The 24,420-nt window shown below is 64.6% G+C and carries 8 protein-coding genes; 2 read left to right on the forward strand and 6 right to left on the reverse strand.

What is annotated here, in order from left to right:
• Positions 1-72 precede the first annotated feature (72 nt).
• The 6 genes from WMO64_RS11295 to WMO64_RS11320 all read right to left on the reverse strand — a co-directional run bounded on the left by WMO64_RS11295 (position 73) and on the right by WMO64_RS11320 (position 22,004).
• Entirely contained in the window at positions 73-2,109 is a 2,037-nt protein-coding gene (locus WMO64_RS11295) for a glycogen/starch synthase (protein WP_349232030.1), read from the reverse strand.
• Between the two features lie 325 nt (positions 2,110-2,434).
• Entirely contained in the window at positions 2,435-5,728 is a 3,294-nt protein-coding gene (locus WMO64_RS11300; protein WP_349232031.1) for a S8 family serine peptidase, read from the reverse strand.
• A gap of 75 nt (positions 5,729-5,803) precedes the next feature.
• On the reverse strand, positions 5,804-18,121 hold the full coding sequence (locus WMO64_RS11305; protein WP_349232032.1) for an S-layer homology domain-containing protein: 12,318 nt from the start codon (positions 18,119-18,121) through the stop codon (positions 5,804-5,806).
• 49 nt (positions 18,122-18,170) lie between these two features.
• Positions 18,171-18,416 carry a DUF2442 domain-containing protein gene (locus tag WMO64_RS11310; protein ID WP_294517095.1) on the reverse strand — a complete coding sequence of 82 codons (246 nt, stop codon included), beginning with the start codon at positions 18,414-18,416 and terminating at the stop codon, positions 18,171-18,173.
• Positions 18,417-18,522: 106 nt separating this feature from the next.
• Positions 18,523-20,910 (reverse strand): LuxR C-terminal-related transcriptional regulator, encoded by a 2,388-nt coding sequence (locus tag WMO64_RS11315; RefSeq protein WP_349232033.1) that lies wholly within the window; start codon positions 20,908-20,910, stop codon positions 18,523-18,525.
• A gap of 152 nt (positions 20,911-21,062) precedes the next feature.
• Positions 21,063-22,004 (reverse strand): LysR family transcriptional regulator, encoded by a 942-nt coding sequence (locus WMO64_RS11320; RefSeq protein ID WP_349232034.1) that lies wholly within the window; start codon positions 22,002-22,004, stop codon positions 21,063-21,065.
• 334 nt (positions 22,005-22,338) lie between these two features.
• Here WMO64_RS11320 and WMO64_RS11325 point away from each other — a divergent pair, with 334 nt between their 5' ends.
• Both WMO64_RS11325 and WMO64_RS11330 read left to right on the forward strand, forming a co-directional pair.
• Positions 22,339-22,677 (forward strand): MarR family winged helix-turn-helix transcriptional regulator, encoded by a 339-nt coding sequence (locus WMO64_RS11325; RefSeq protein WP_349232044.1) that lies wholly within the window; start codon positions 22,339-22,341, stop codon positions 22,675-22,677.
• Positions 22,674-24,413 (forward strand): ABC transporter ATP-binding protein, encoded by a 1,740-nt coding sequence (locus tag WMO64_RS11330; RefSeq protein ID WP_294517105.1) that lies wholly within the window; start codon positions 22,674-22,676, stop codon positions 24,411-24,413. The genes WMO64_RS11325 and WMO64_RS11330 overlap by 4 nt, the downstream gene beginning before the upstream one ends.
• Positions 24,414-24,420: the final 7 nt, after the last annotated feature.

Here is a 24,420-nt window from a genome sequence, read left to right on the forward strand (position 1 = left end):
CTGTGTTTCCACAGAGGTCCCGGGTGTTTTTCTTCAGCCGGCCATATTCCGCCGGTCATCCGATCCGGCGCATTACCAGGGCGTCAGCTCCAGGTACAGGTCCTTGTACTGCCGCGCCGAGTTCCCCCAGGACACATCCTTGGCCATGTCCCGCTGGACCACCTCGTCCCAGTGGTACCGGTTGGTGAAGTAGACGGTCTTGGCCCGGTTGATGGCGTCCAGAAGGAGTCCCGCCTCATAGCGGTCAAAGGTGAAGCCGTTGCCGTCGCCGGTGTACTCGTTGTAGGGCTCCACGGTGTCCTTCAGGCCGCCGGTCTCCCGGACAATGGGGATGGTGCCGTAGTGCATGGCGTTGAGCTGGGTCAGGCCGCAGGGCTCAAAGCGGGAGGGCACCATCAGGGCGTCCGCGCCCGCGTAGATCCGGTGGGCCCGCGCCTCGTCGTACTGGATGCAGGCGCTGAAGGTGCCCCGGTAGGTGTCCTCATAGTAGCGGAAGGTGTCCTCGTACTGCTTGTCCCCGGTGCCCAGCACCACCACCTGGGTGTTGCCGTCCAGCACCTGGGGAATGATGGCGCTGACCAGATCCAGGCCCTTCTGGTTGGTCAGGCGGGAGATCAGACCGATGACGAACTTGCCCTCGTCCTCCTCCAGGCCCAGCTCCTTCTGCAGGGCCAGCTTGTTCTCCATCTTGTGGTCCAGCACATTGCCGAGGCCGTAGTTGGCCGCCAGCGCGGGGTCGGTCTCCGGGTTCCACATGCCGTAGTCAATGCCGTTGACAATGCCTCTGAGCTTGCCGCTGTGGTAGCGCAGATGGCCCTCCAGCCGCTCGCCGTACTCAGCCGTCTGGATCTCATAGGCATAGGTGCCGCTGACGGTGGTGATGCGGTCGGCATAGGCCAGGCCGCCCTTGAGCATGTTGGCGTTCACCCAGTCCTGCTGCAGCGCGCCCATGTTGAACACCTCGTTGGGCAGCCCGGACCAGTACTGGATGGTGGGGATGTTGTAGATGCCCTGGAAGCGCAGGTTGTGGATGGTGAGGATGGACCGGGCGCGGCCCACAGGCGTGTCCTTGAACAGGGTGCGCAGATACACCGGCACAAGGCCCGCCTGCCAGTCGTGGCAGTGGATGATGTCGGGAATCCAGTTCATGTAGTTCAGCGCGGCCAGGGCGGCTTTGCTGAAGAAGCAGTATCTGGGAATGTCGTCCACCAGGTTGATATACGGATTGCCCGCGGAGAAGAACTCCTGATTGTCGATGAAGTCGTACACCACGCCGTCACAGATGTACTCCATGATCCCCACGTAATAGTTGCGGTTGGTCATGCCCATGTCCATGTAGAACTCGCCGCGGTAGATCATCTTGTCCTGATATTCCTTGGGGATGCAGGCGTAGCGGGGCAGGATCACACGAACGTCACAGTTGAGCCGGACCAGCTCCCGGGGCAGCGCGTACATCACGTCGCCCAGGCCGCCCGTCTTGACGAACGGGTGGCACTCCGAACCGATAAACGCCACACTCCGGCGGGGCAGATTAGAGATCTCGTACACAGGCGCAGCCTCCTCTACAGCAGAGATTGTTTCCTCCTTGACAGGGATGGCTTCTTTCACAGCAGGAGCCGCTTTTTCCGCGGCGGGCGCGGCCTTTTTCCGGGAGGCCGCCGTCTTCTTCCCCGTAGGTTCCTTCTTCTCCGGGGCGGGAGCCGCCTTCTTTCTGGAAGACGCCGTCTTCTTTGCAGCGGGCTTCTTCTCTTCCGCAGCAGGCGCGGCCTCAGGGGCAGGCGTTTCTTTTTCCTCAGCGGGCGCCGCCTCCTTTGCGGCAGGCTCCTTCTCTTCCACAACAGGCACGGTCTCAGCAGCCGGCGCTTCTTCCGCCTCCGCAGGCATCGCCTCCTTCGGGGCGGGCTCCTCGTTTTTCACAACAGGTATGGTCCCCGCCGCAACAGCAGCCTCTTTGTTCTCCGCAGCAGGCGCGGCCTCCGCCGCAACGGACACAGCCGGTTCTTCAACAGGCGCCGTCTTTTTCGCAGCGGTCTCCTTTTCCACAGCCGGAGCGTCCGCTTTCTCTACTGCTGCTTCCTTTTTCGCGGGATTCGCCTTTTTTCGTGCCATAATGGACCTTCCTTTCACATAGTGATGCTCGTTGGAGCCTTGTGGCTGCCTCCAACGGATGTGGAAGTAACGCTAACCTTGGGGACAGGGGAGTCTCCTCAGCGGTGGGCGCGTCCCCCAGGCCGGTGTGATACCCCTAGTATACCAGCCCAGCCGTCAGAAGTCCACCAGCCTTGCTGTCATTTTTGTCCATTTTCTTGCGCTTCTGCTTTTCCGTCCGTCCCGCCCTGAGCTCAGGTCCACGCTCCTCGACAGAACAACCGCCAGACGGAGACGCTCCGTATGGCGGTTGTTCTCTGCTGTTCCTCCCCGCTTCCCGTGCAGGTTACCGCAGCAGTTGGATGGTGCGCTGGAAAATCGCCGCGGCCTCCGCCCGGGCGGCAGTGCCCGACGGGTCCAGAAGGCCCTCCGCTCTGCCGTTTATGACCCCTGTGCCCACGGCCCAAGCCATGGCCGTGCGGGCCCAGCCGGAGATGCTGCCGCTGTCCGCACAGTCCTCCAGGCATGCGCTGTCCGCCTTCGGAGCACTGCCGCTCCGGTATCCGGCGTAGCGGTAGAGGATGGCCGCCAGCTGCTCCCGGGTGACCGGGTCCTCAGGGCCGAAGGCGCCTTCGCCGTACCCGTTCATCACTCCGCTGGCCTGGGCCCAGTCCACCGCCTTGGCGTAATAGGCTCCCTCAGCCACATCTGCAAATTCCGCCCGGACAGAGCCCGCTTCCGGCTCCCCTTCCAGACGGTAGAGCATGGCGGCGATCATCCCCCGTGTGACTGTGCCGGCCGGAAGGAACCTGCCGCCGCTGCCCTCCATGATCCCGGCGGCGCACACGTATCCCACCGCGCCGTAGAACCAGTCTGTCTCCAGCACGTCGGAGAAGGGATTGGCCCAGGCTTCCCCGGTGAGCACGATCACCCCCGTGCTGCCGATTTCCGCCGTGAGCGTGCCCTTCAGGGGGTCCCAACTGCTCTCCAGCGGCGTCAGTGCGCCATCCTCCGCCAGCAGGGCCATGCCCAGAACCACCGGGGACGTCTCCGCCTGGACCCAGGGCAGGGTCAGGACGGCGGCGCCGTCCAGCGCCTCCAGCGTCCGGCCGCCGGCCGACAGGCCAAAGGCGTACACCGGCCGGCCCGCTGCGGCGGTGCGCTGGGCGCCGGTCAGCTCCTCCGCCGGGCAGAGGGTGGCCATCCAGGTGTTTTCTCCGGCAGCCCGGGCCAGCTGTGCGGTCAGTTGGGCGGAAAGCGCCGCGCTCCCCTCCGGCAGCCGAAGGATTACGCCCTTGGTGAGGGCGGCTGTGTCCGCCCCTGTCAGGGTCACGGCCTCCACGCCCTCCACGCCGGACAGGTCCAGGCAGGCTTCCCCTGCGGCCAGTTTGTCCAGCTGCTCCGCGTCAAAGGTGAGCACCGCTGTGCCGCCGCTCAGCGCGTAGCGGAACGCACCGTCCGAAGATTCCAGCAGCTCCAGGTCCGGCTCCTCTGGCGGAGCCATTCCTCCGCCGGTTCCGCCTCCTCCGCCGATACTGCCGCCGCCGCTGGTTCCGCCTGTCCCCGGATCAGGGGGCGGCGTCACCGGTGTGGTGTCGGCGACGGTGACCGTCAGGGCCGCCTGCTTGGCCGCCTCGGTGCGGCCGTTGTCAAAGGCGAAGTACAGGGTGTGCTCTCCTCTGCCCAGCCCCTTCAGCAGGGCATGGGTGAGGGTAATGTCACTATCCGTCACAATATAGTCCGTCCCGGCGACCAGGGGTGTCTCCCCCGCCGCCGCCCCGGTGAGACGGTTCCCGTACAGGCTCAGTCCCACGGTCACGCCGCCGGTCTGGGTGTACAGGTCGTAGGAGACAGCGGTCCGCTCCAGTCTGGCGTCGCTCACCGGCAGGGCGGCCACGGTCACGGCCACGGTCACATCGCCGCTCGTCTCCCCGCCGCTGACGCCCCTGATAGCAAAGGTCACCGTCTGGCCGGCGGCCTCTGCGGTGGGCGTATAGGTCAGCGTACTGCCCGACAGCTCCACCGTGCCCAGGCCGGGGTTGGCAGAGCACTCATAGGACGCGGCCCCGGTGAACCAGCCGGACACGTCCGCCGTATAGGGCTGGGCCGCGGTCAGGCCGTCCAGGGAGGTGGGGGCGGCAGCCCCGGTCTGCTCCTCCTGTCCCTCGGCCACCGCCGGAGGCTCCGGCTCTGGCTCCTGCCGCGCCGACCAGCCCGCATAGAGGGTCACAGCGCCCACGCTGCCTGCCGGAATGGCGGTCACCGGTGTGCCGGTGCACTCCGCCGTCTGATACCAGCCGGTAAAGTCGTACCCCTCCCGGACAGGGGTGGGCAGGACCACCTGATCCCCCTCACCGATCCGGTAGGCGTCCGACCAGTTGCCTTCAGCGGGCAGGGTGCCCTCGCCGCATTCATAGGTGATGGGCTGGTCGGCGGTCAGGGCCCGGACAAAGGCGGCCGCTGAGAGACTGCCCCAGCCGTAGCCGGTGTCATACCCCGTCTCGCCGCCGTCGGTCACGCTGGCCTTCAGCAGGGTACGGAAGCCGCCGTTGTCTATGGCGCCGTCCGCCTGCTTGGCCAGGGCGGCCATGGCGGACACCATGGGCGCGGCCATGGAGGTGCCGCTGTCCGAGCGGTAGGCGTCCCCGGCAGTGTAGCCGATGCCCCGGATGTCCACTGCCGGAGCGGTGAGGAACACGCTGTCGTTGCGCTGGGATTTGGCGTACACACCGCCGTCCCGGTCCACGCCGCCCACGCCGATGACGCAGTCAAAAGCGGCGGGATAGCGGTATACGCTGCTGCCGTCATTGCCCGCAGCGGCCACCAGGATAATCCCCTGGGCCGCCGCCTTTTCCAGCACGGGCTCCAGAATGGCCAGACTGTCGGCGTTGGTGCCGCCGAAACTCATGTTGATCACGTCCACATCCTGGTCAACAGCGTACTCAATGGCGCTGAGGATGGTGGACACGCTGCCGCTGCCGGCGGTGGTGGTGCCGTTGTCGCTGGAGGCAAAGCAGCGCAGCGCCAGCAGTTCCACCCCGTCGGCCAGACCGGCCACGCCCACGCCGTTGTCCGTCCGGGCTGCCAGGATGCCCGAGACCAGGCTGCCGTGGCCGGTGGCATCCGCCCAGTCCGCCGTGTCCCCATAGCCCTCGGCGCCCAGGAAGTTGTACCCGGCCACGCGGGCGTAGTCCAGGTCCTCGTGGCCCTGCACCAGCCCTGAGTCGATGACCGCCACAGTGACGCCGCTGCCGTCCAGGCCGGAGGCCCAGACCTCCTCCATGCCCAGGGCGTCCAGATACCACTGCTCCCCGGCCAGCGGGTCCCCCGGAGTGGTTTCTGTCCCCGGTTCTCCACCGGAGAGAAGCTCCAGGTCCGCATCGGGCACGGCCTCCTCCACCAGCCCCGCGTCCAGCCAGGGCCTCAGGTCCTCCAGACTGTCCGCCGTGTAGTACCCCTGGGCGTAGGGCACCGGCCTGACACCCTCCGCCGCGCTCAGCGGCATGACGGCGGTCTCCTGTACGCGGAATACATAGCCGGTGTGGTCCCCGTCCTTCTCACCCGCGGCCGCCCCAGGGGCCCACAGGGTCAGCCCCAGGGCGGCGCACAGGACGGCAGACAGCAGGCGGCGTTTTTTCATTGTCCTCGCTCCTTCCCGGAATATGCCTTTGGCGGGAAGCGCCGCTGGGACGCCTCCCGCCGAAGGGTCATATGGTCAGATGTTGGTCAGAATGGCGGTGATCAGCCGCTGGAACACAGCGGCCACCTCCGCGCGGGATGCGTTGTTCTTGGGCAGGAAGGCGCCGGTATCCGAGCCCTCCACAATGCCCAGCTGCCGGAAGCGCTCCACCGCGTCCCTGGCCCAGTCGCTCACCTGGTCCTCGTCGGGGAAGGCCGCCGGGTTCTCCCGCTGGGGCAGCTCCTTGCCGTCGCTGTCCAGATAGCGGGCCAGCATGGTGCACAGCTGCTCCCGGGTGATGGGGTCGTCCGGCGCAAACCGGCCGCCGCCCACGCCCTGGACCACGCCGTTCTCCGCCGCCCAGGCCACATAGGGCCCGTACCAGCTGTTGGCGTCCACGTCGGAGAAGGCGCTCTCGCCGCTGTAATCCGCCGGGTCGATGCCGGCCAGACGGCCCAGCACAGTCACCAGCATGGAGCGGGTCATGGTGCCGCTGGGGTCGAACCTGCCCTCGCCCACGCCCCGGAACAGATCCCGGGCCGACACGAAGGAGATGGCGTCCAGGCCCCAGAAGCCCTCAGGCACGTCGGAGAAGTTCTCCGCCGCCTTCACGATCTCGTACTCGCCCACGGCGGAGGCCACATAGTAGACCTTGCCGGGCGTCACCAGGCTCCAGGCCACCGGGTGGGCCGTCCCATCCGCTCCGGTGTACTGCACCAGATATCCGCCGTCCTGAGGCAGGTCCGGGAAGGGCATCAGCATCTCCATGATGTCGTCCCCTTCGCCCAGGGTTCCGGCGGGGATCAGAACCTCCATCTCGCTGCTGTATGCCAGGATGTCCAGCTCCCCGTTGTCCTGAAGGAGCTGTCTCTCCGCCGCGTCGCTCAGCTCCTTCCGGTAGGGCAGGAACTGGACCTTCACCAGGCCGTTCTCCCGGTCGTAGCGCAGGTCGGAGGTCTCGATCTTGCTGGAGATGTAAGTGTGCTCCACCCCCACCTCCACCAGCATGGTGGCGGCGTTGTCCCAGAGGGTCTCATCCGCCGCATAGGCCCCGTCGGCCTTGGCCTCCAGCTCGGCCTTACGGGTGGTATAGGCCGTCTCAGCCGCGGTCAGGGCCGCATCGGCGGCGGTCTTCTCCGCCTGGGCCTCGGTCTCGGCCTGCTGCCGGGCAAACTCGGCAACCGCCGCGTCATAGGCGTCCTTTTCGGCGCCGTCGGCGTATTCTGTGTCAGCCCATGCCGTCAGCAGGGTCTGGATATCGCTGTTGATCAGGGCCATGTACTGATTCCAGGCACCGGTCTGTTCCTGCGCGGTGCCGGCCGTCTGCCAGGCCTGGAGCGCCTCGTTGATCCGCCGGACCTTTGCAGCCGCAGCGTCGCTCAGGCCGCTCTCGGTCAGGCCGGCCTCCGCCGTCTCCGCCCGGGCCCGGGCTGCCAGGAAGTCCTGGTAGAGGGTGATAAGCGCCTGCATCTCCGCCGCGGTCACGCCCTCCATGGCGCGGACCGCAACCTGATACCAGCCGGTGTGCAGGCCGGTGAAGACGCTGGTGGACAGGGAGCCGGAGGCCAGATCGGAGGTCTGCCAGGCGGGCGTGCTCCAGCCGGCCTCCGCCGGGTATTCCTCGGGGTCCAGCGCGGCGGTCAGCTCATCCACGGGCAGGAGCTGGGGCTCCTCTCCCTCCGTAGGGGCCTCCACCGGCCGGATCAGGAACTGATAGGTGCCGAAGTTCAGGCGGCCGTAGGCGGCGTTCACGGTGATACTGCCGTCCCAGTTCACGTTGTACTCCGGCGTGCTCTCAGCGGTCATGACGATGGCCTGATCGTCCACCGTTATGGCCCGCTGGATGGTCACGTCCCCGTTGCGCCTGTCGTTGGCGTCCCGGATGAGCAGGACATAGCCGCCGGGCTCCAGATTCTCAAAGCTGGTGCTGCCGGTGAGCTCCTTCCAGCCGGCGTCGTTTGCCTCCGCCATGGCCCCGTTCTTCCAGTCGGCCATGGCCTGGGCCTCCCGCTGGGCCAGGGCGGCGTTCAGCTCCTCCTCCGGCATGACGGCGTTGGGGTCGTCAGGCTGGGCGTCCGGGTTCTGCTCGAAATAGTCCTTCTTATACTCGTCCAGCAGCTCCTGCCGCACGGCCTCGGCGTCAAAGATATCCTTCTCCGCCGTGAGCAGTGCCTCATAGCGGCCCGCGTACACATTGCTCTCCGGGGTGCTCTTGGTCCCGTCGTAGACGCCGCCGGTGAAGCCGGCGGGGTCCACGGTGACCGCGCCGTTGTTCCGGGCCTGGTTCCAGGAGTGGGTGACGGTCCAGAAGTCCTCGTCCGCCGTCTGAATGGGCAGGCCGGGCACGGTCAGGGTTTGGGCGGTCTCATGTCCGGCCGCGTCCTTGCCGGTGAGGGTGTAGCTGCCGCCGTACAGGATGTCCAGGGTGCCGCCCACAGCGGTACGGCCAATCATCTCCGATTCAAATACGCTGTACCCGTTGATGGCCGCCTCAGTGATGGGAGACAGATCGGGGCTGGACTTGGTGATGCTCCAGGCCAGGGTCGTGCCGTTCTGCATCACAGACAGGCTGGACACAGGCAGATCGGTATCCACTCTGCTCATCTCCAGCACCACCTGGCTCCAGCTGCCGTCCGCAGCCGCGGCACGGACCAGATAGAAGCCGTTGGCCTTGGCGTCAAAGGAATCCGTGGTGCCCTCGTTGGGCTGCAGGGAAGTGAGCGCCAGCTCGCTGCCCCCCTCCGCCGTCTCACGGACGGTGATGCGCTGGGCGCTGTACGTCACATCAGGCGTGGCAGACGCCCCCTTCACCACCACGGTGTCCTTGTCGGTCACGTACTCCGAGTCACCCATGGGGCTGGCGCTGCCGTTTTTGTAGAAAGCCGCGCTCACGTCGGGTGCGGTGCTCACAGTGCCGCCGGTCACGGTGGTGTTGAACCAGTCCACTGTGATCGACTGGGTGGTGCGGTTGCCCGCGGTGTCCATGGCCTCCACATTCAGCCTGCCGTTCTCCGCGACCGTCACACGGGCCGACCAGAAGCCGTCGGCGCGCCTGGTGATGTCGGGCGTCTCGCCGTTCACCGTCAGGGTAGCCAGACTGCCGTCGTCCAGGACGTAGAGGGTCAGCTCCACGCTCTCCCCGCCCGCCTTCAGGGACGCGGTGTCCGGGAAGCTGCGGGCCCAGAAGAGATGGGGCGCGGTGGCGTCGGAGGTGGGCACCGGCGTCTCGCCGTTCACATAGTGCTCCACGATCACGTCAATATCAGCGGTGGGGTCGGTGTCGCCGCTGGCCAGCACGGTGACGGTCACCGTGTGGGTCTGGCCCAGATTGCCGAAATAGACGTTCGCTTTTTCGCTGCCGCCCCCGCAGGTGATGTCCGCAGCCCGGAAGCCGGGGTAGGTGCTGCTCACCCTGAGCTTTCCGTTGAAGTTGAAGTCGATGGACTCCGCCACAGTGTCAAAGGTGAAGCTGGCGCCCACCTTGCCGTTGGACAGGTTGGACAGGTAGGGCCGGACCGCGCTCTCGCCGGTGCCCCAGGTGGCGATGTCGCCGTTGAAGCTCCAGTCCTGGCTGCCCACGGCGGCGCTCTCGTCGTACGCGCTGCCGTCGGCGTTGTAGAAGGTGAAGAGCCCGTTGTCCCGGAAGACGTTGATGCCCTCGCCTGCCGCGGTGACCTCATAGGCGATGGAGTGGATGGTGTTGGTGGCCTGGTCCTTGATCTCCAGGACGCCGGTGCCCTCACGGGAGGGCGCGATGACCAGCACGCCCTCGGTGTTGCCCGTACCGGCGGAGGCCGTCTGCTGGTAGTAGAGCACGCCCAGGCACTTGGCGCCGCCCTGGGTATCGGGCACCTCGGTCACCTGGATGGCCGGAGCCTTGCCGGTGCTGGTGGCCACGGACACGGGCAGGCGCATGGTGTTGCCCATGGCCAGGGTGACCTTGTCGGCGGTGTCAAAGTAGGTCTTGTGCTCCACCGCCGCCAGGCGGCTGTTGTTGTCCCCATTGTACTCGCCGTGGTCGGCGGTGATGAGGCCGCTGGCGTCACGGGAGAGCACGGCGGAGGACTTGGCGAAGATCTCCACCCGGATGTTCAGGCTGCCGGTCTCAGCGCCCTGGTACACCGTGGGCGGTACTGTGATGGTGCCCGACACCGTGCGGCCCTTGTTGGTGCCGATGTCGTCGCCGTCCTCGGCGTTGTTCAGCCGCAGGATGCCGCTCCGGGCGTCTGCGCTGTCGTCCGCCAGGGTGACCAGGTCCTGCTGCCTGGAGACGGTCAGGGTGTTGTTGGTGATGTCCAGGGGCGTGTAGACCGGGTTGTTGTTCTCGTCCCGGCCGCTCTCGTAGCTGAACTGGACGTATACGTCCTCCGCCGTGGCGCTGCCCCGGTTGCCCACCTGGAAGTCCACGTCCAGGACGGTGTTGCCGGCTGCATCCACACTGGCAGAGGAGATGCGGAAGGACTCAAAGCCCAGCTCCGGCCTGTCCGCCACGGTCAGCACCACATTGGTGTCGCCGCTGAAGGCGCCGTCGGCAAAGTAGTCCTTGTCCTCCGACACGGCGAAGTAGAAGGTGCTGCCCTTGGGCAGATCCGTGCTCAGCGCGTCGCAGGTGCCGGTGAGCTTGACGGTCTGCCCGGCGGTGATGTTCTCCGTAATCTCCCAGGTGGCCAGGGCCACAGGATCACCGCTGCCGGTGTTCAGCATCAGTTTGACGGTGATGGGGTTGGCCTCGCTGCCCCGCAGGCCCACGTCGCCGATGTTCTGGAAGGAGCCGTTGACCTCCAGCACGCTGCCCGCGGTGAAGTCATACTGGGCGAAGGTCAGGCTGGCGTTGCCCATCTCCTGCCGGCCCACGCCGTAGCTGATGGCGTAGATGCCGGTGCCCGGCTTTTTGCTGTAAGTCCCCTGCTCATATTTGCTCTGGGCCGCCTCATCGCCCTCGGGGATGATGACGGTGTGCTGGCCGCTGTCGTCCTGGTAGGTGTACTCCATGAGGTGGGTGGTGACCCCTCGGGTGAGCACCAGCAGGGTGCCGTCCTTGCCCTCGGTCTCGGGCTGGCCCAGGGCGATCTGCAGGTCGGAGAAGATGAACTGGTCCATGCCGCCGCCCTGATAGCCGGACAGCTTGCCCAGATAGGCCTGTTCGGTCTCCTCGGCGCTCCAGTCGCTGACCGCCGCGTCCTCGTACACCTGCATGTAGTTCATGGCCAGCATGGTGCCCTCGCCCCAGGTCTGGGACTTGGGGTCCCACTTGGCCAGGTACAGGGCGTTGTTGGTGGTGCCGTCCACATTGGACACATAGACGGCGGAGATGTTGCCCGCGCCGTCGGCGCCGATGGTCACCTCGGCCCGGCCGGTGGCATCGGCGGTGACCTCGTCCATCTGGCCGTCGCCGTCGGTATCCGCGCCCGTCTGCTTCTCCGGCTGGAAGAAGGGGATGATGGAGCCGGTGTGGTCCTCCCCGGCGATGCTCTCCAGAGAGGCCTGGGGGATGACATAGGTAGAGCCGTTCATCTCAAAGAGCAGGAAGGCCTCCGTGCTGTCGGCCAGGGTGGAGAAGTCCTCCTCCGCGCCGGTCAGGCCGCCCAGCTTGCCGCTGAGGAACTGGAGGTTGGCGAAGTAGGGGTCCTGACTGGCGGTGCTGAGGGCGCTGTTCTGATAGACGCCGTCCCTGCTGTTGTCGCTGTCGCAGTCCACCAGGGTGCGCAGCAGCAGGGCTTCGCCCCAGGTGGGCTCGCCGCCGTCAGCGGGCACCGTCAGGGTCTGGAGGTAGAGCCGCTTGGTGGTGATCATGTCGGCCGCCGCCGCGCTGTCGTCGATGATATTGCCGCTGGCGTTGACATAGCTCTGCTGGCTGGTGGTGTAGGCCACATAGCACACGCCGTTGATCTCGGTGATCTCCATGTTGTCCAGAACCTCGCCGGGCTGCGTGGCGGGCACCACGGTCACCTCTTTCCCGTCCACAACGGCGTGGAGCTCGGTGGACTGGCCGTAGGCGTCCCAGATGCCCTTCTGATAGGCCAGGCGGTAGGCCCGGATGGACTGGGCGCCGCTGCCCGCGCTGTCGGGATAGAGCCCGGCCAGGTAGGCCTCGTAGGCGGCCTCCATGTCCGTGGTGTCGTCGTAGTGCCTGGCCTGGGCGTAGACGGTCACGCTGCCGTCCGTGCTGCCGCCGGGAAGGTACACATGGCTGCCCGCGGTATTGACGGTCGCGCCGTCCGTGATGGCGGCCGGAATGGCGGTGTTGAAGCTGGCGGTCTTGACCACCGTGTTCTTGGCCGCCCCCTCCGCCACCGCCTGGTTGGCCGCGTTCTCGTCGGCCACGGACTTGAAGTAGTCATACCACTTCTTATAGTCCGCATGCTGGACGTCATAGGCCGCCTTGTCTGTCAGATATTTGTCGTAGGCCGCCTTCTTGTCGTCATATTCGTCCTTGGCGGTGGTATAGGCACTCTGGGCAGCGTCATAGGCCGCCTTGGCGTCGGCGTAGGAGGTGTAGGAGGCGCTGTTGTAATAGTACCCGGTGTCCGTGGTGTCCTGGGTATAGTTCGCCTGGGCGGCGGCGTCCAGGCCGTTGTACTCCGTCTGGGTCACAAAGTAGTCCGCCTGCACGGGAGCCGTGGGCTCTGCGCCGGGTGCTCCGGGGTCGGCGGGCTCGGTGGCGCGGAACTGGTCGTAGACCTGCTGGTAGTTGCTCTGGTCCATGCCGCCAGGCGCGTCGCCCTCCGGCTTCTGCCCCGCCGCCGGAACGGCAGGCGTCTCCGAAGCGTAGCTCACCCAGGCGACACGGAGGGTGTTCCCGTCCGCCCAGCCGTTGAACTCCAGGTCGCCGGTGCCGTCGCCGTCCACCACGATGTAGGGGGTGGGGTCATCCTCGTCCACCGGGTTGACCAGGCCGTAGCCGTCTACGCCGCCGCTGTCGGTCAGCTTGATGCGGGAGAGCACCAGCATGGAGTTGTCCACGGGGTGGGCCGCGCCGGTGCGGCTGACGGTGTAGAGCAGGTAGTTCTCCCCGCCCACGGTGACCACCTGGTAGTCATAGCCGGAGGCCAGGCCATCGGCCAGCTTGAAGGCGTCCCCCGAGCTGCCGTAGCCGGAGAGCTGGAAGGGTACCTCCTTGTCGTTGGGATCAACGGCCAGGGGTTCCAGGTCTCCTTCCGTGCCGGGAGCGTAGATCGTCTGGGTGCCGGCGGAGGAGCCGGGCAGGCTGATCTTCACGCCGGTGCTGTCCCCGTCCTCCGACAGGGTCTTCAGACCGCCTCCGCCGCCGTAGGCGCCGTTCAGGGCAGACCAGTTGTAAGTCCATCTGGGGTCTCCCTCGTAGTCATAGTTGATGTAGATGCCGATGAGCTCCAGCTCGTAGCTGAACAGGAGCAGCTGCACATTGATGCCGATCGCCGCGCCGAAGTCAAAGGTCTTGAGCCGGAAGTCCTCACGGGTACCGTTACCGGTGGGGTTTGCAAAGGCCATAGCGCAGCCGATGCTGATCTTGAAGTAAATCTCAGCCTTCAGAATCTCGATGCCCACGCCCGCGCCCACCTGGACGTAGAGCTCCGGCGCAACCTCGAAGCCGCTGATGCTGGTCTTGTTCTGGGAGGTCTCCACCGCCATGGCCTCGTAGAGCTTGGTGTCCTCCAGGGCGGTGAGCTTGAGATAGATATCCTGTCCCAGGGTGGCGCTGCTGGTCTGCTTGAGCACCACCAGCACGTCGTCGGCGCCGGTGGAGGACAGGTAGCCCTTCTGGAAGCCGTCCAGCGGCGCGGTGCACCCGGCGTCGGTAAAGGCCTCCAGCAGCACCTTGCCGCTGAAGCTCAGGTTGAGGGCTTTGTACTCCGTCTCGGTCAGTACCGTGGAGGTGCCCTTGGTCAGGTTCAGGTATTTCCGGTCGCCGTCCAGGCCGGGCTGGGCCGGCATCTTCACCAGGCTGTCCCCCGTCTCCACCGTCTCCCGCTCCACATCGACGCTCGCGCTGAACTCCACGTCAAAGTGGACGGTGATATAGAGGTAGATGATGGGGCAGGAGGTGAACCGGGCCTTGTAGGTGAAGGCCAGCTCCACGCCCACCGCCGCGGCGAACTGGCTGAACTCGTAGTGGTTGGTCACCGGGTCGTACTTGAACATGAAGGCCGCGGATATGGAGAACTCCGCCTTGAACTCCTTGGCGGTCACGCCCTCGCCCTGTCCCATCTTCTGGTTGTACCAGTTCTGCTTGTCCTTGGTGGCCTTGTAGCTGTCGTCCACTTCCTTGGCCATAGCCCTGGGGCTGCGTATCCACTTGAATATGTTGGCAATGGTCTCGCCCGAGCTCTTGATGGCCTCGCCCGGGTTGGTCCCGTAGTTGCTGCCGCCGCCGCCGGCGCCGCCGGCGCCTGCGTCACCGTTGGAGTTCCAGCCGCCCATGGGGATGCCGATGGTAAAGCCCACCGTGTCGCCGTCCATGACGATGCCGGCAAAGTCGGTGACGCCGATCTCCGTGGAGGGCAGGTCCAGGGCGAAGTCCTGGTTGAGCTCGGGGTAGTCGAAGTTCACGCCCTCCATGTTGTTCATGTCCACCCCGGCCGTGGCCGCCTCGTTGCCGGAGCCCATCTCCTGGAGATAACGGGCGTCAGGGGTGACCTTGGAGTCCGAGGTGGTCACGCTCTCCGGGGCCAGGGCGTCCGCCGCCTGCTCCTCCGACAGCAGCGCCACCCCGCCGCCGCCGATGGTCACGCCGTTGGCGGCAGCGATCTCCTCGGTGGTGGCCTTCTGCTCCTGCACGGCCAGGGCCACGGTGTTGTCGGCGGTGAGGGAGCCCAGATAGCCGTTGAGCTTGTCCGCGCCGCCCTCCTCCAGCACCACTTGGCCGTTCTCATAGCCCTCAATCTCCGCAATGGGGATGTTGTTCCCCGCCAGGCTCTCGTCGATGATGATGGGCTCGGGATTCTCGAAGGGATAGAGCAGGTTGCCCTGGTAGTTGGGCGTCCAGGTGTAGGCCGTGCCGTCGGAATTGAGGGCGGCAGGGCTGATGTCGCCGCCCAGGGGCACGTCCACCATGGAGCGGGCGGTGGCCGCCGCGCCGTACATCACGTGGTTGTCCGAGGAGCGGAACGCCTCCCCGTCCTCCCCGATCCTGGTCTTGCCGCTGATGAGGTAGCGGTAGGCCTTCTGCTCCTCGGTGAGCAGCTCATAGCTGTTTCCCTCGGTGACGGTGCTGACAAAGGCAGGCAGCACCTGGGCCACCGTACTGGTGTCCGTGCCCTCGGCAGGGATCAGACTGCGGGGGTTCATGTTGTAGTAGACCTTCATGAAGTACTGGGCGTACTTGCCGTTTTCCAGCTTGACCGGCTGGAAGTAGAGCTCGTTGTAGCTCATGCCCGGGTCCAGGAAGCCCAGGCTGATATCGCCGGAGTCCTCATCCAGGATGAAGTAGCCGGTGTCGGCGTTGTAGTAGCCGTCGATCATGCCGTTGCCGCTCATGTCCAGGAAGAGCTCCACCTCGGAGATGGCGGCGGTCATGACACTGACGGCGCTGAGGTACTCCGAGTCATAATAGTAGAAGGCCATGTTGGAGGTGGCCAGATCGGCCACGCTGAGCCAGATCTGCTCGTTGCCGTTGTAGGTGCGGCCGTTGTAGACAATCTTGTCCTCCGCAGGCAGGTTGAAGTTGATCCACTGGACGTTGGTCATATCCGCCTTGGTGAGCACTGCGGTGCTCTGGGTAAAGCCGGAGTCCTTGGTCAGCGTGCCGGTCTTCTGCTCGTAGATAATGGTGCCGCCGCTGGTCTTCTCGTCCGAGTAGCCGTAGGTGATGCCGCTGGTGCTCTCCCAGAAGTCGCTGACAGCGCCCGCGATCTTGCTGGTGTCGATGTTGGCGGTGGTATTGCCGTTGTCATCGGTCAGCCGGGGTACGGAGGGGCTGATATCCAACACCAGGTCCTGCTTGCGGGTCATGACCACGTTGACGGTGTAGTCCCCGCTGTTGACCTGGTCGTCGGTCATGCCGTCCCACAGCAGCTCAATGTAGTATGTATTGCCGCTGCTGGTGATGTTGGCGGGCACCACCTGGCCGTTCCTGGTCAGGTAGACGGCAGCGCTGAGGCTGCTGTCCGCAGTGGCCGGGGTATAGCTGGCGGTGTTCTGGAGGGTCACCTGCAGGGTGGTGCCCACAAAGAGCTTGCCGTTGGACACGCCGCCCTGGCCGCTCTGGATGGTGATGACAGGCTTCATGGAGTCATAGACGCCGGAGCTCTCGGTGAGGGAGGCGGCTCCGTCCGGAGCGGTCTGAGTATTTCCGCTGCCCTCGCCGCTGTCGTTGGCGGTGTGGATCTGCAGATAGAAGTCCCCGCCGAAGGTGCGGCGTTCCAGTGTTCCGCTCTTCAGGTTGGCCTCGGCGTTGTTCTCGGAATCATGGGCGTCATGACGGCTGGTGCCCAGCTGGAGCCGGTTCACATTGTCCGCAATGGACCAGGAACTGTATATCCCGGTGGATTTGGTCCAGCTGATTGACGGGGTAAAATAGCTGCCGTTGTCTTTGACTCTGCTGTCCGTTCTGGCCCACTGGCTGCCGTCGGCGGTGAGCAGCTTGGCCCATGGATAGGTATACTCCATCCCGTACAAGGTCAGCGTCCAGCCGCTGGCCAGGGAACACGTCCAGTTGAAGTTGGCCAATATCCCGCAGTACAGCCGTGGATCAAAGGTCAGGGTGGCGGAGCCGGCTCCCTTGCTGCGGTAGGTCCAGATGCCGTCGTCGTAGGACTGGCCGCCCTCCCAGCCGCTGGAGGGGATGTCCTCATACAGGTTCCAGCCGCCGTTGGAGAAGGTGAGCTTGTTGGGGTAGTTGTAGCTGAGAGTGGAGACGTCGCCGTCCTCGCCGCCGATCTGGGCGGTCAGCACCTCGCCCTCGTTCTCCACCTGCTGGCCGGTGACCGCGCCGCCGCCCACAGGGGCCAGGGCGCCCTCCTCCTCGGTGACGGCGCCGGACAGGTCGGTGACGTCGCTCTGATAGAGGTAGGTGGCCAGGTTCTGCTCCTCGGCGCCCTCGCCGCTGTTGTACAGGGACACTACCGCCTCGGTGGCCTCCAGGGTGCACAGGCCCTGGCTGTCGCCCTTCAGGTTGGACAGCACCACCTGGAAGGTCCGCTCCTCGTCGGTGGCCACGCCGTCGTCGATGAGGGGCACCTCAATCACCTGCTCGTTCCGGTCGGCGTAGAACACCAGGGTGCCGCTGGCGGCGGCGTAGTCCGTCCCCGCCACAGCGGTGCCGTCCACGGTGGCGTAGTCGATGGTGAGCATGGTCTGGCTGCCGCCGGTGCGCACAACGGTGAGCTCCGCCGTGCCCGCGGCCTTGTCCGCCCGCACCTGGGTGACCGCAAAGCCCAGGGTGCTCTCCTCGGCCTGGTCGTTGTCCTCCACCCGGAGGGTCAGGGTGTTGGCGGTGTCGTACAGAGACGCACCGTCGTTGTCCACGATGGTGAAGGTGCCGAACTTCAGGGCCTCGGCGTCCTCATCCTCGGGGACGGTGATCCGGATCTCCTTCACCCACTCGCCTTCGGCAAAGGTCATATCAAAGAGGTAGCCGGAGTAGGGGTCCTCGGCGTCCTCCGGGGTGATGCGGGTGTAGGTGGGCTCGCTGTTCAGGTCCACCAGCAGCTCCAGCTCCCCGTCCTCCGCAGGGGCGGACTCGTCCTCCTCCACGGTGTAGGCCACGCCCAGATAGCTGTCCGAACAGTACGCCACGCCGTCCACGGTGTAGACGCAGCGGAAATCGTAGCCCTCCAGGTCCTCCTGAGCCACCGTGAACTCCCGCGCCGTCGCGCCGTCCACTATCTCCCAGTCGCCGGCGTACAGCACGTACCACTGGTAGCTGTCCGCCTCCACGCCGATGGAGAGGACAACGTCGGACTCAGCGGCGGTGCCCGTCACCGCCACCGGCTCCTCCGGCTGTCTGGGGGGCTCCGGCCGACCGATGGGCTGGTTCTCCGCGCCCGGCAGGGGGTTCTCCACCTCGATGACGATGTCGTTGGAGCCGGCCGCCGTGCTGTAGGAGGCGCTGCCGTCCTCCAGCTGGGTCAGGGCCGGCTCATAGGTGATGTAGGCCACGGCACGGCCCGCCGTGCCGCCCAGGCGGTAGACCTGGATGACGGCGGTGTCGCCGCCCTCCTCCGCCACCACCTGGAAGTCGGAAAAGGCAAAGGTGCCGTAGGGGAATGCGGTCTCCCAGTCCTCTGTCACGGACACCGTGTTGCCGTCCTTGTCCACAATGGACAGTTCCTCCGGCTTCGGGGCCAGATAGGCCATGGCCTGGCCCGGCAGCAGGCTCAGCGTCAGCGCCAGCGTCAGCACAAGTGCTATGCTCCGTTGAAGCGTCTTTCTCATGGGCATTTCCTCCTCAATACGATCTCTTCATCTCCAGATCTCGTCCCTCTCAGTCCATCTGCATGGAATCCAGCAGCTCATTGATCGAGGCCCGGATACAGTGGGTCCCGTTGTCCCAGACCACCTCGCTGCCCTCCAGCTTTGCCGCCTGGAACAGTTCGGGTGAAGCCAGCCTTCCGAACCGTACGGCATGAAGCCTGTGCTTCATGTCCACGATCGCCTCGCTGCCGTTGCGGAAGCTGAGCTTTAGCTGATAACCGGGCAGTACATGCAGCACCACACCCATACCATCCATGGTATTTCCCACCTTTCATATAAAAATAGCAGCATAGAATTCCCGTATTTTTATCATACAGGAATCCTATGCTGCTCCACATCCCCCAAAGGGGGGATTTTCCTGGTCATTTCAAAAGTTCCACCAGTCGGCTGCGCCGGTCAATATTGGTTTTGTTGAAAATACTGCGGATGTGGCTCTTCACGGTCTCCTCGGAGATAAAGAGCTTTTCGGCAATCTCCCTGTTGCGCAGTCCGGACGCCGCCAGCTGGGCCACCTCCCGTTCCCGCTCGGTCAGCTCGCTCATCTGCTCCGGATACTTCTCCAGCATGTAGAAAATCCGGCTCTCCTCCGCCTTGGTATAGTGGATCTCCAGGGCCTTGATCTCCTGGATGGCCTTGCCGTGCTTTTTCTTCATGGAGGGAAGGAGGAACAAAATGGACAGATACTTTCGGAAACAGGCCAGGAAGGTATAGTTTTTGTCCTGTTCGGCCAGGGTCAGGGACTGATCCAGCCACTCTGCCGCCCGGTTGGGCAGTCCGACGGCCAGATAGCACAGCGCCAGCCCCACGCACATGAAATTGCGGGTGGACAGGGAGATGAGGCGGCTGTCCAGAGACAGGGACGCCTCCACGCTGGCGATGGCCCGCTTGTACTCCTTGCGCAGGATCAGGTCGGTGATGCGGTTGGTCTTGGCCATAAAGTTGGTGAAGGTCAGGTCGTTGAGCATATCCGCCGGACCCCGGGCCCACACCGCGGACCGGTCGGGCTCCATCATCAGGCCCAGGAGATAGCCGCGCACGGTCTCGGCCATCTGGGTGTTGATGGCCGTGTGCCGGAGGAAGGGATAGGCCAGGGCCTTGTTCTCCAGGTATTCAATGGCCTTCTGGAGGGAGATCATGTCCGACTGATAGATGGCGTTGATACCCAGCAGCAGCGCCGCGCCGTAGGTCACGCTGGCGTTCTGCCAGCGCTCCGAGAGCATCGCCGCCTTGTGGGCGTAGATATCCGACTCGTCGAACCGGCCCTGTACGCTGAGCGCCTCCCCCAGATACATCTCATAGGCCCCTGCGCCGTGGTGGTTCGTCAGGCGGTTGTAGACCTCCAGCATGTCCCGCAGCTCCTCGGCCGTCTCCATCATCCGCCCCGGCGTCCGGTAGAACAGATACCACATGGAGGGCGTGCCGAACATATAGGGCTCCCTGGGCGTGAAGATCCGGGAGGGCTCTGTCATCAAGCCGTCCGCCGCCAGGTAATGCGCTTTCATCCCGGCGATATCGGGGAACGCCCGGAAGGCGGCCACAATATGCCACTCGCCCATCAGCTGGGGGCTTCCATCTTTCTCTATAATAGTTCGGCACCGCTCCAGCGCCGCAGAAAAGCCGTCAAAATCAGTGCCCGCGAACAGGGCCACACACAGCCGCAGCATGGACAGCGGATAGGCCGCCAGCAGTTGGTCGGAGCAGCGCGCCAGCACCGTCTGGGCAAGGGCTATATAGCTGGTGTTGCCGAACTTCTCATTGAGCAGCCCGGTCAGCTCGCAGGAGAAGAGCTTTTCGTCATTTCCAGCCTGGAAAAAGCACTCCACCGCCTTTTTATTGCTGCCCGCTCTGTGGTAGATCTCGCCCGCAGCCTCGTAGACCTGGCTGCGGAGCTCAGCAGGCGCGGTGTTGAGCATTCTCATCAGCAGGAAATGGCGCAGCAGCTCATGGGGATAGCTGGTCCGCTCCCGCTGGTCATGGTGCATCAGCGGGATGCGCACAAGAAGGCCGCTCAGGGCCTCCTCCTGGCCGGGTGCGATCTCCGGCAGCTGCTCCTCCCGAATGTAATCAAACACCGCCACCCGCAGAAGCATCTTTTGCTCCTCACTGGAGAGTTTTCCCCAGAAAAACTCATGCAGCAGCGCATCCATGTCCTGAAATTCCGGCAGGCCTCCGCCGTCCTGGCACAGGTGCTCAAAATACAGCGACACAGCGGCAGCCCAGCCCTCTGTGTTCCGGTAAATGGTCTCTGTCTGCTGCTTTGTCAGGCTCAGGCCCAGCTGCTGGCCGTATTCCGCAATGTTTTTCCGGTTGAGCAGCAGATCCCGCGACGAAAAACGGCACACATTGGTGGTATTCTCAAAAACCGCGCGGAGCTTTCCGAAGTTCTGGGAGATGAGGATCACATGCAGCTCGTCTCGCCTGCGGTCCGCCATGGCCTGCAGGAGAGGCAGAGGCCAGTTGTCCCCTATCAGCTGAAAATTGTCCAGAATCAGGTAGCAGGGCTCAGAGACATGGAGATTGGCCAGGATATCCGCCGCAATGCTGACATTGCTCCGGTTCAGAAAGCCCAGCTGCCGCAGGGCGGCGCCTGTGCCCGGGTCCAGCTGTCCAATCTGCCGGATGAACCAGTCCAGGCTTGTGTCCTGAAGACAGCTCACCGCCGTAAACCAATGGATCTGCTCCGAAGGCACTTCGCGCATCGCCCAACGGACGGCCGTGGTCTTGCCATATCCCGCGGGCGCCTCTACCATTACAAGGCCCCGGCAATAAATTTTCGACAGTTTTTGAGATATTTCCTTCGAAAAGTAGAGCTTCTCCACTGTCTCACTCCCTTTCCGCTTTCCTTGACACATTATTATAGCTGAAATCCCCCTCCCTGTCACTCCCGCAAATGGGGGATTTTTCATCTCTCCTCCCTGTGCCCCGCCGCCTGCGGGGAACCGTCTGCCCCCCTGCTGTTCCCCGCGCCGTCCTGAAGGCTCCGGGACAGCAGGTCCAGGAAGTGCCCCAGGGCAGGGTTCCCTTTGCCGGGCAGACAGGCGGCGCCAAAGGACAGGGGTTTTGCATCCGCCAGCGGGATGTATCGCAGCTGGGGCAGCCTGACCTTGGGAAAGTCGGGGACCAGGGCAATGGCATAGCCCGCCTCCACCAGGGGATAGATGGCCTCCTGGGTGTCACAGAAGAGGATCTGGGTGGTGTTCCGGCTGCCTATGGCCCTGCCCTGGATCTCAAAGAGCCCTCTGGGGCAGGCGGGCGGACGGCAGGCCGCCATGCGCCCCGCCTCCTGGAGCTGGCGGATGGTGACCGTCTGTTCCTCCGCCAGCGGGTGGTCCGGCGCGCAGATGCACATCACCGGGCAGCGCGCCAGCTCCAGATAGCGGGCCTTCTGGGGCGCCGACTCCCGGAAGGTGAACATGAGGTGGATGCTCTCCTCCTCCAGCAGATTCTCCAGGGCGTCAAAGGGCACCAGCCGCAGAATGGGCAGCACCTCCGGCCTGCTCCGCCGGAGCTGGGCCAGGGCCGGCCGAAGCAGCCACATCTCCATGGTGTTCCGGCAGCCGATGACCAGGCGCATGGGCGCCTCCTGCCGGCACTCCTTCACTCTGGCCTTGGACAGGGCGGAGATCTTCAGCAGCTCCCCGGCGTACTGGGTGAAGAGAAATCCCTCCTGGGTCAGGCGAACGCTCTTGCTGGTGCGGTGGAACAGCTTCACCCCCAGCTCGTTCTCCAGGGTGTTGATCTGGTGGCTCACCGCCGGCTGGGTGATGCACAGGTGCTCCGCCGCCCGGGAGAAGTTCAGGCAGTTGGCCACCTCCATAAAGCACTCCAGCTGTGTGGTGTTCATGTGACTCCCCCTTTCCGGCCCGGTGCGCGTTTTTCACAGAGACTTCGCCTTCCCGCTCGGGCCCTTTGTTCAATTCAAAGAATCAATAAAATTTTTTTATAGAATATAGCACATTTGAATTTCACATGCAAGAATGGCTGTGGTATAAACATTGAGGGACAAATAGTTCCGATCCAAACAAATAGAAAGGCGGGCGGGCATATGACACAGGTGGATCAGGAGCGGCTGCTCCAGGACGGCAGATGGCTGTACATTCAGCTGGAACAGTGCGTCAGCCGCCGTCTGGCCCCCCAGGGGCATCACAGCCGTTCAGTCCCACATCCTTCTCTTCCTGCTGTGCCGCCAGGAACAGGGCACCCTGCTGACCGACATCCACCGGGCCTTCGGGTACTCCATGGCCACCCTTTCGGGCATGGTCAAGCGGCTGCGGGAAAAGGGGTACATTCGGGTGGAGCGCTGCGAGGAGGACGACCGGCGCCGCCTGCTCTTCGCCACGGAGAAAGCCCGGCAGCTGTGGCCCGATCTGGAGGAGACCATCCAGGGGGTCCACAGCCGGCTGTACGACGGCTTCTCCCAGGAGGAGCTGAGCGCCCTGGACCATTTACAGGGAAAGCTGCTGCAAAACCTGTCCGCACTGACAGCGCAATCTCAGAAGGAGGAATCAAAATCGTGAAAACCGTACTGCGTCAGCTGGGCCGCTTCAAGCGGGACACCCTCCTGTGCATCGCGATGGCCGCCCTTGAGGTGGTCATGGAGATCCTGCTGCCCTTTATCACCGCCATCATCATCGACCAGGGGCTGGAGAAGGCCGATCTGCCCACTGTGTACCGCTACGGCATCGTCATGGTGGTGCTGGCCGCCATGAGCCTGCTGTTCGGCGCCCTGGCGGGAAAATTCGCCGCCAGCGCCTCCTCCGGCCTGGCCGCCAACCTGCGTGAGGCCGTCTACAACAACATCCAGACCTTCTCCTTTTCCAACATCGACAAATTCAGCGTGCCCGGCCTGGTCACCCGGATGACCACTGATATCACCAACGTGCAGAACGCCTTTATGATGGTCATCCGCATCGCCGTCCGCGCCCCCCTCACCCTGGTGTTCAGCTATATCATGTGCCTCATCATCAGCCCCAAGCTGAGCCTGACCTTCCTCATCGCGGTGGTCTTCCTCATCGTGGTGCTGGGCGCCATCATGACGGTCACCATCAAGATCTTCAACCAGGTGTTCCGCAAGTACGACGACCTGAACGCCAGCGTCCAGGAGAACGTGTCCGCCATCCGGGTGGTGAAGGCCTTTGTGCGGGAGGATTTTGAGGACGACAAGTTCTCCAAGGCCTCCCACAACCTCTACCGACTGTTCGTCAAGGCCGAGGGCCTGCTGGCCTTCAACAGCCCCGCCATGATGGTGGCCATGTACTTCTGCATCATCATGGTGTCCTGGCTGGGCGCCCAGTTCATCGTGGGCGGCAGCATGTCCACCGGCGACCTCACCAGCCTGTTCAGCTACGTCATGTCCCTGCTCATGAGCCTGATGATGCTGTCCATGGTGGTGGTCATGATCAGCATGTCCCTGGCCAGCATCAACCGGATCAGCGAGGTGCTCCGGGAGACCCCCGACCTGAAGGAGCCGGAGCAGCCCGTCTTCCAGGTGGCCGACGGCAGCATCGACTTCGACCACGTCAGCTTCTCCTACAAGCACGGCAGCGGCAAGAACGCCCTGACCGACATCGACCTGCACATCAAGTCCGGCGAGACCATCGGCGTCATCGGCGGCACCGGCGCGGGCAAGAGTAGCCTGGTGAACCTGATCTGCCGGCTCTACGACGTGGACCAGGGCCAGGTCCGGGTGGGCGGCCTGGACGTGCGGCAGTACGACATGGAGTCCCTGCGCAACCAGGTGTCCGTGGTGCTGCAGAAGAACACCCTGTTCTCCGGCACCATTCTGGAAAACCTCCGCTGGGGCAACCCGGACGCCACAGAGGCCGAGTGCGTGGAGGCCTGCCGGGCGGCCTGCGCCGACGAGTTCATCGACCGCTTCCCCGACGGCTACAACACCCGCATTGAGCGGGGCGGCGCCAACGTGTCCGGCGGCCAGAAGCAGCGGCTGTGCATCGCCCGGGCCCTGCTGAAGCGCCCCAAGGTGCTGATCCTGGACGACTCCACCTCCGCTGTGGACACCGCCACCGACGCCAAGATCCGCCGGGCCTTTGCCCAGCGCATCCCCGGCACCACCAAGATCATCATCGCCCAGCGGGTCTCCAGCGTCCAGGACGCCGACCGCATCCTGGTGCTGGACAACGGCCGCATCGACGGCTTTGACACCCACGAAAATCTCCTGAAGACCAACGCCATCTACCAGGAGATCTATGAGTCCCAGGTCAAGGGCGGCGGCGACTTCGACCAGCCCGCCTGAAAGGAGG

The sequence above is a fragment of the Pseudoflavonifractor intestinihominis genome (genome assembly GCF_040096055.1).
Taxonomy (GTDB): Bacteria; Bacillota; Clostridia; order Oscillospirales; family Oscillospiraceae; genus Pseudoflavonifractor; species Pseudoflavonifractor intestinihominis.

Bases quoted from the DNA above. Each gene is read 5' to 3' on its own strand.
- WMO64_RS11295 (WP_349232030.1), bottom strand. From the start codon at position 2,109: ATGGCACGAAAAAAGGCGAATCCCGCGAAAAAGGAAGCAGCAGTAGAG.
- WMO64_RS11300 (WP_349232031.1), bottom strand. From the start codon at position 5,728: ATGAAAAAACGCCGCCTGCTGTCTGCCGTCCTGTGCGCCGCCCTGGGG.
- WMO64_RS11305 (WP_349232032.1), bottom strand. From the start codon at position 18,121: ATGAGAAAGACGCTTCAACGGAGCATAGCACTTGTGCTGACGCTGGCG.
- WMO64_RS11310 (WP_294517095.1), bottom strand. From the start codon at position 18,416: ATGGATGGTATGGGTGTGGTGCTGCATGTACTGCCCGGTTATCAGCTA.
- WMO64_RS11315 (WP_349232033.1), bottom strand. From the start codon at position 20,910: ATGGTAGAGGCGCCCGCGGGATATGGCAAGACCACGGCCGTCCGTTGG.
- WMO64_RS11320 (WP_349232034.1), bottom strand. From the start codon at position 22,004: ATGAACACCACACAGCTGGAGTGCTTTATGGAGGTGGCCAACTGCCTG.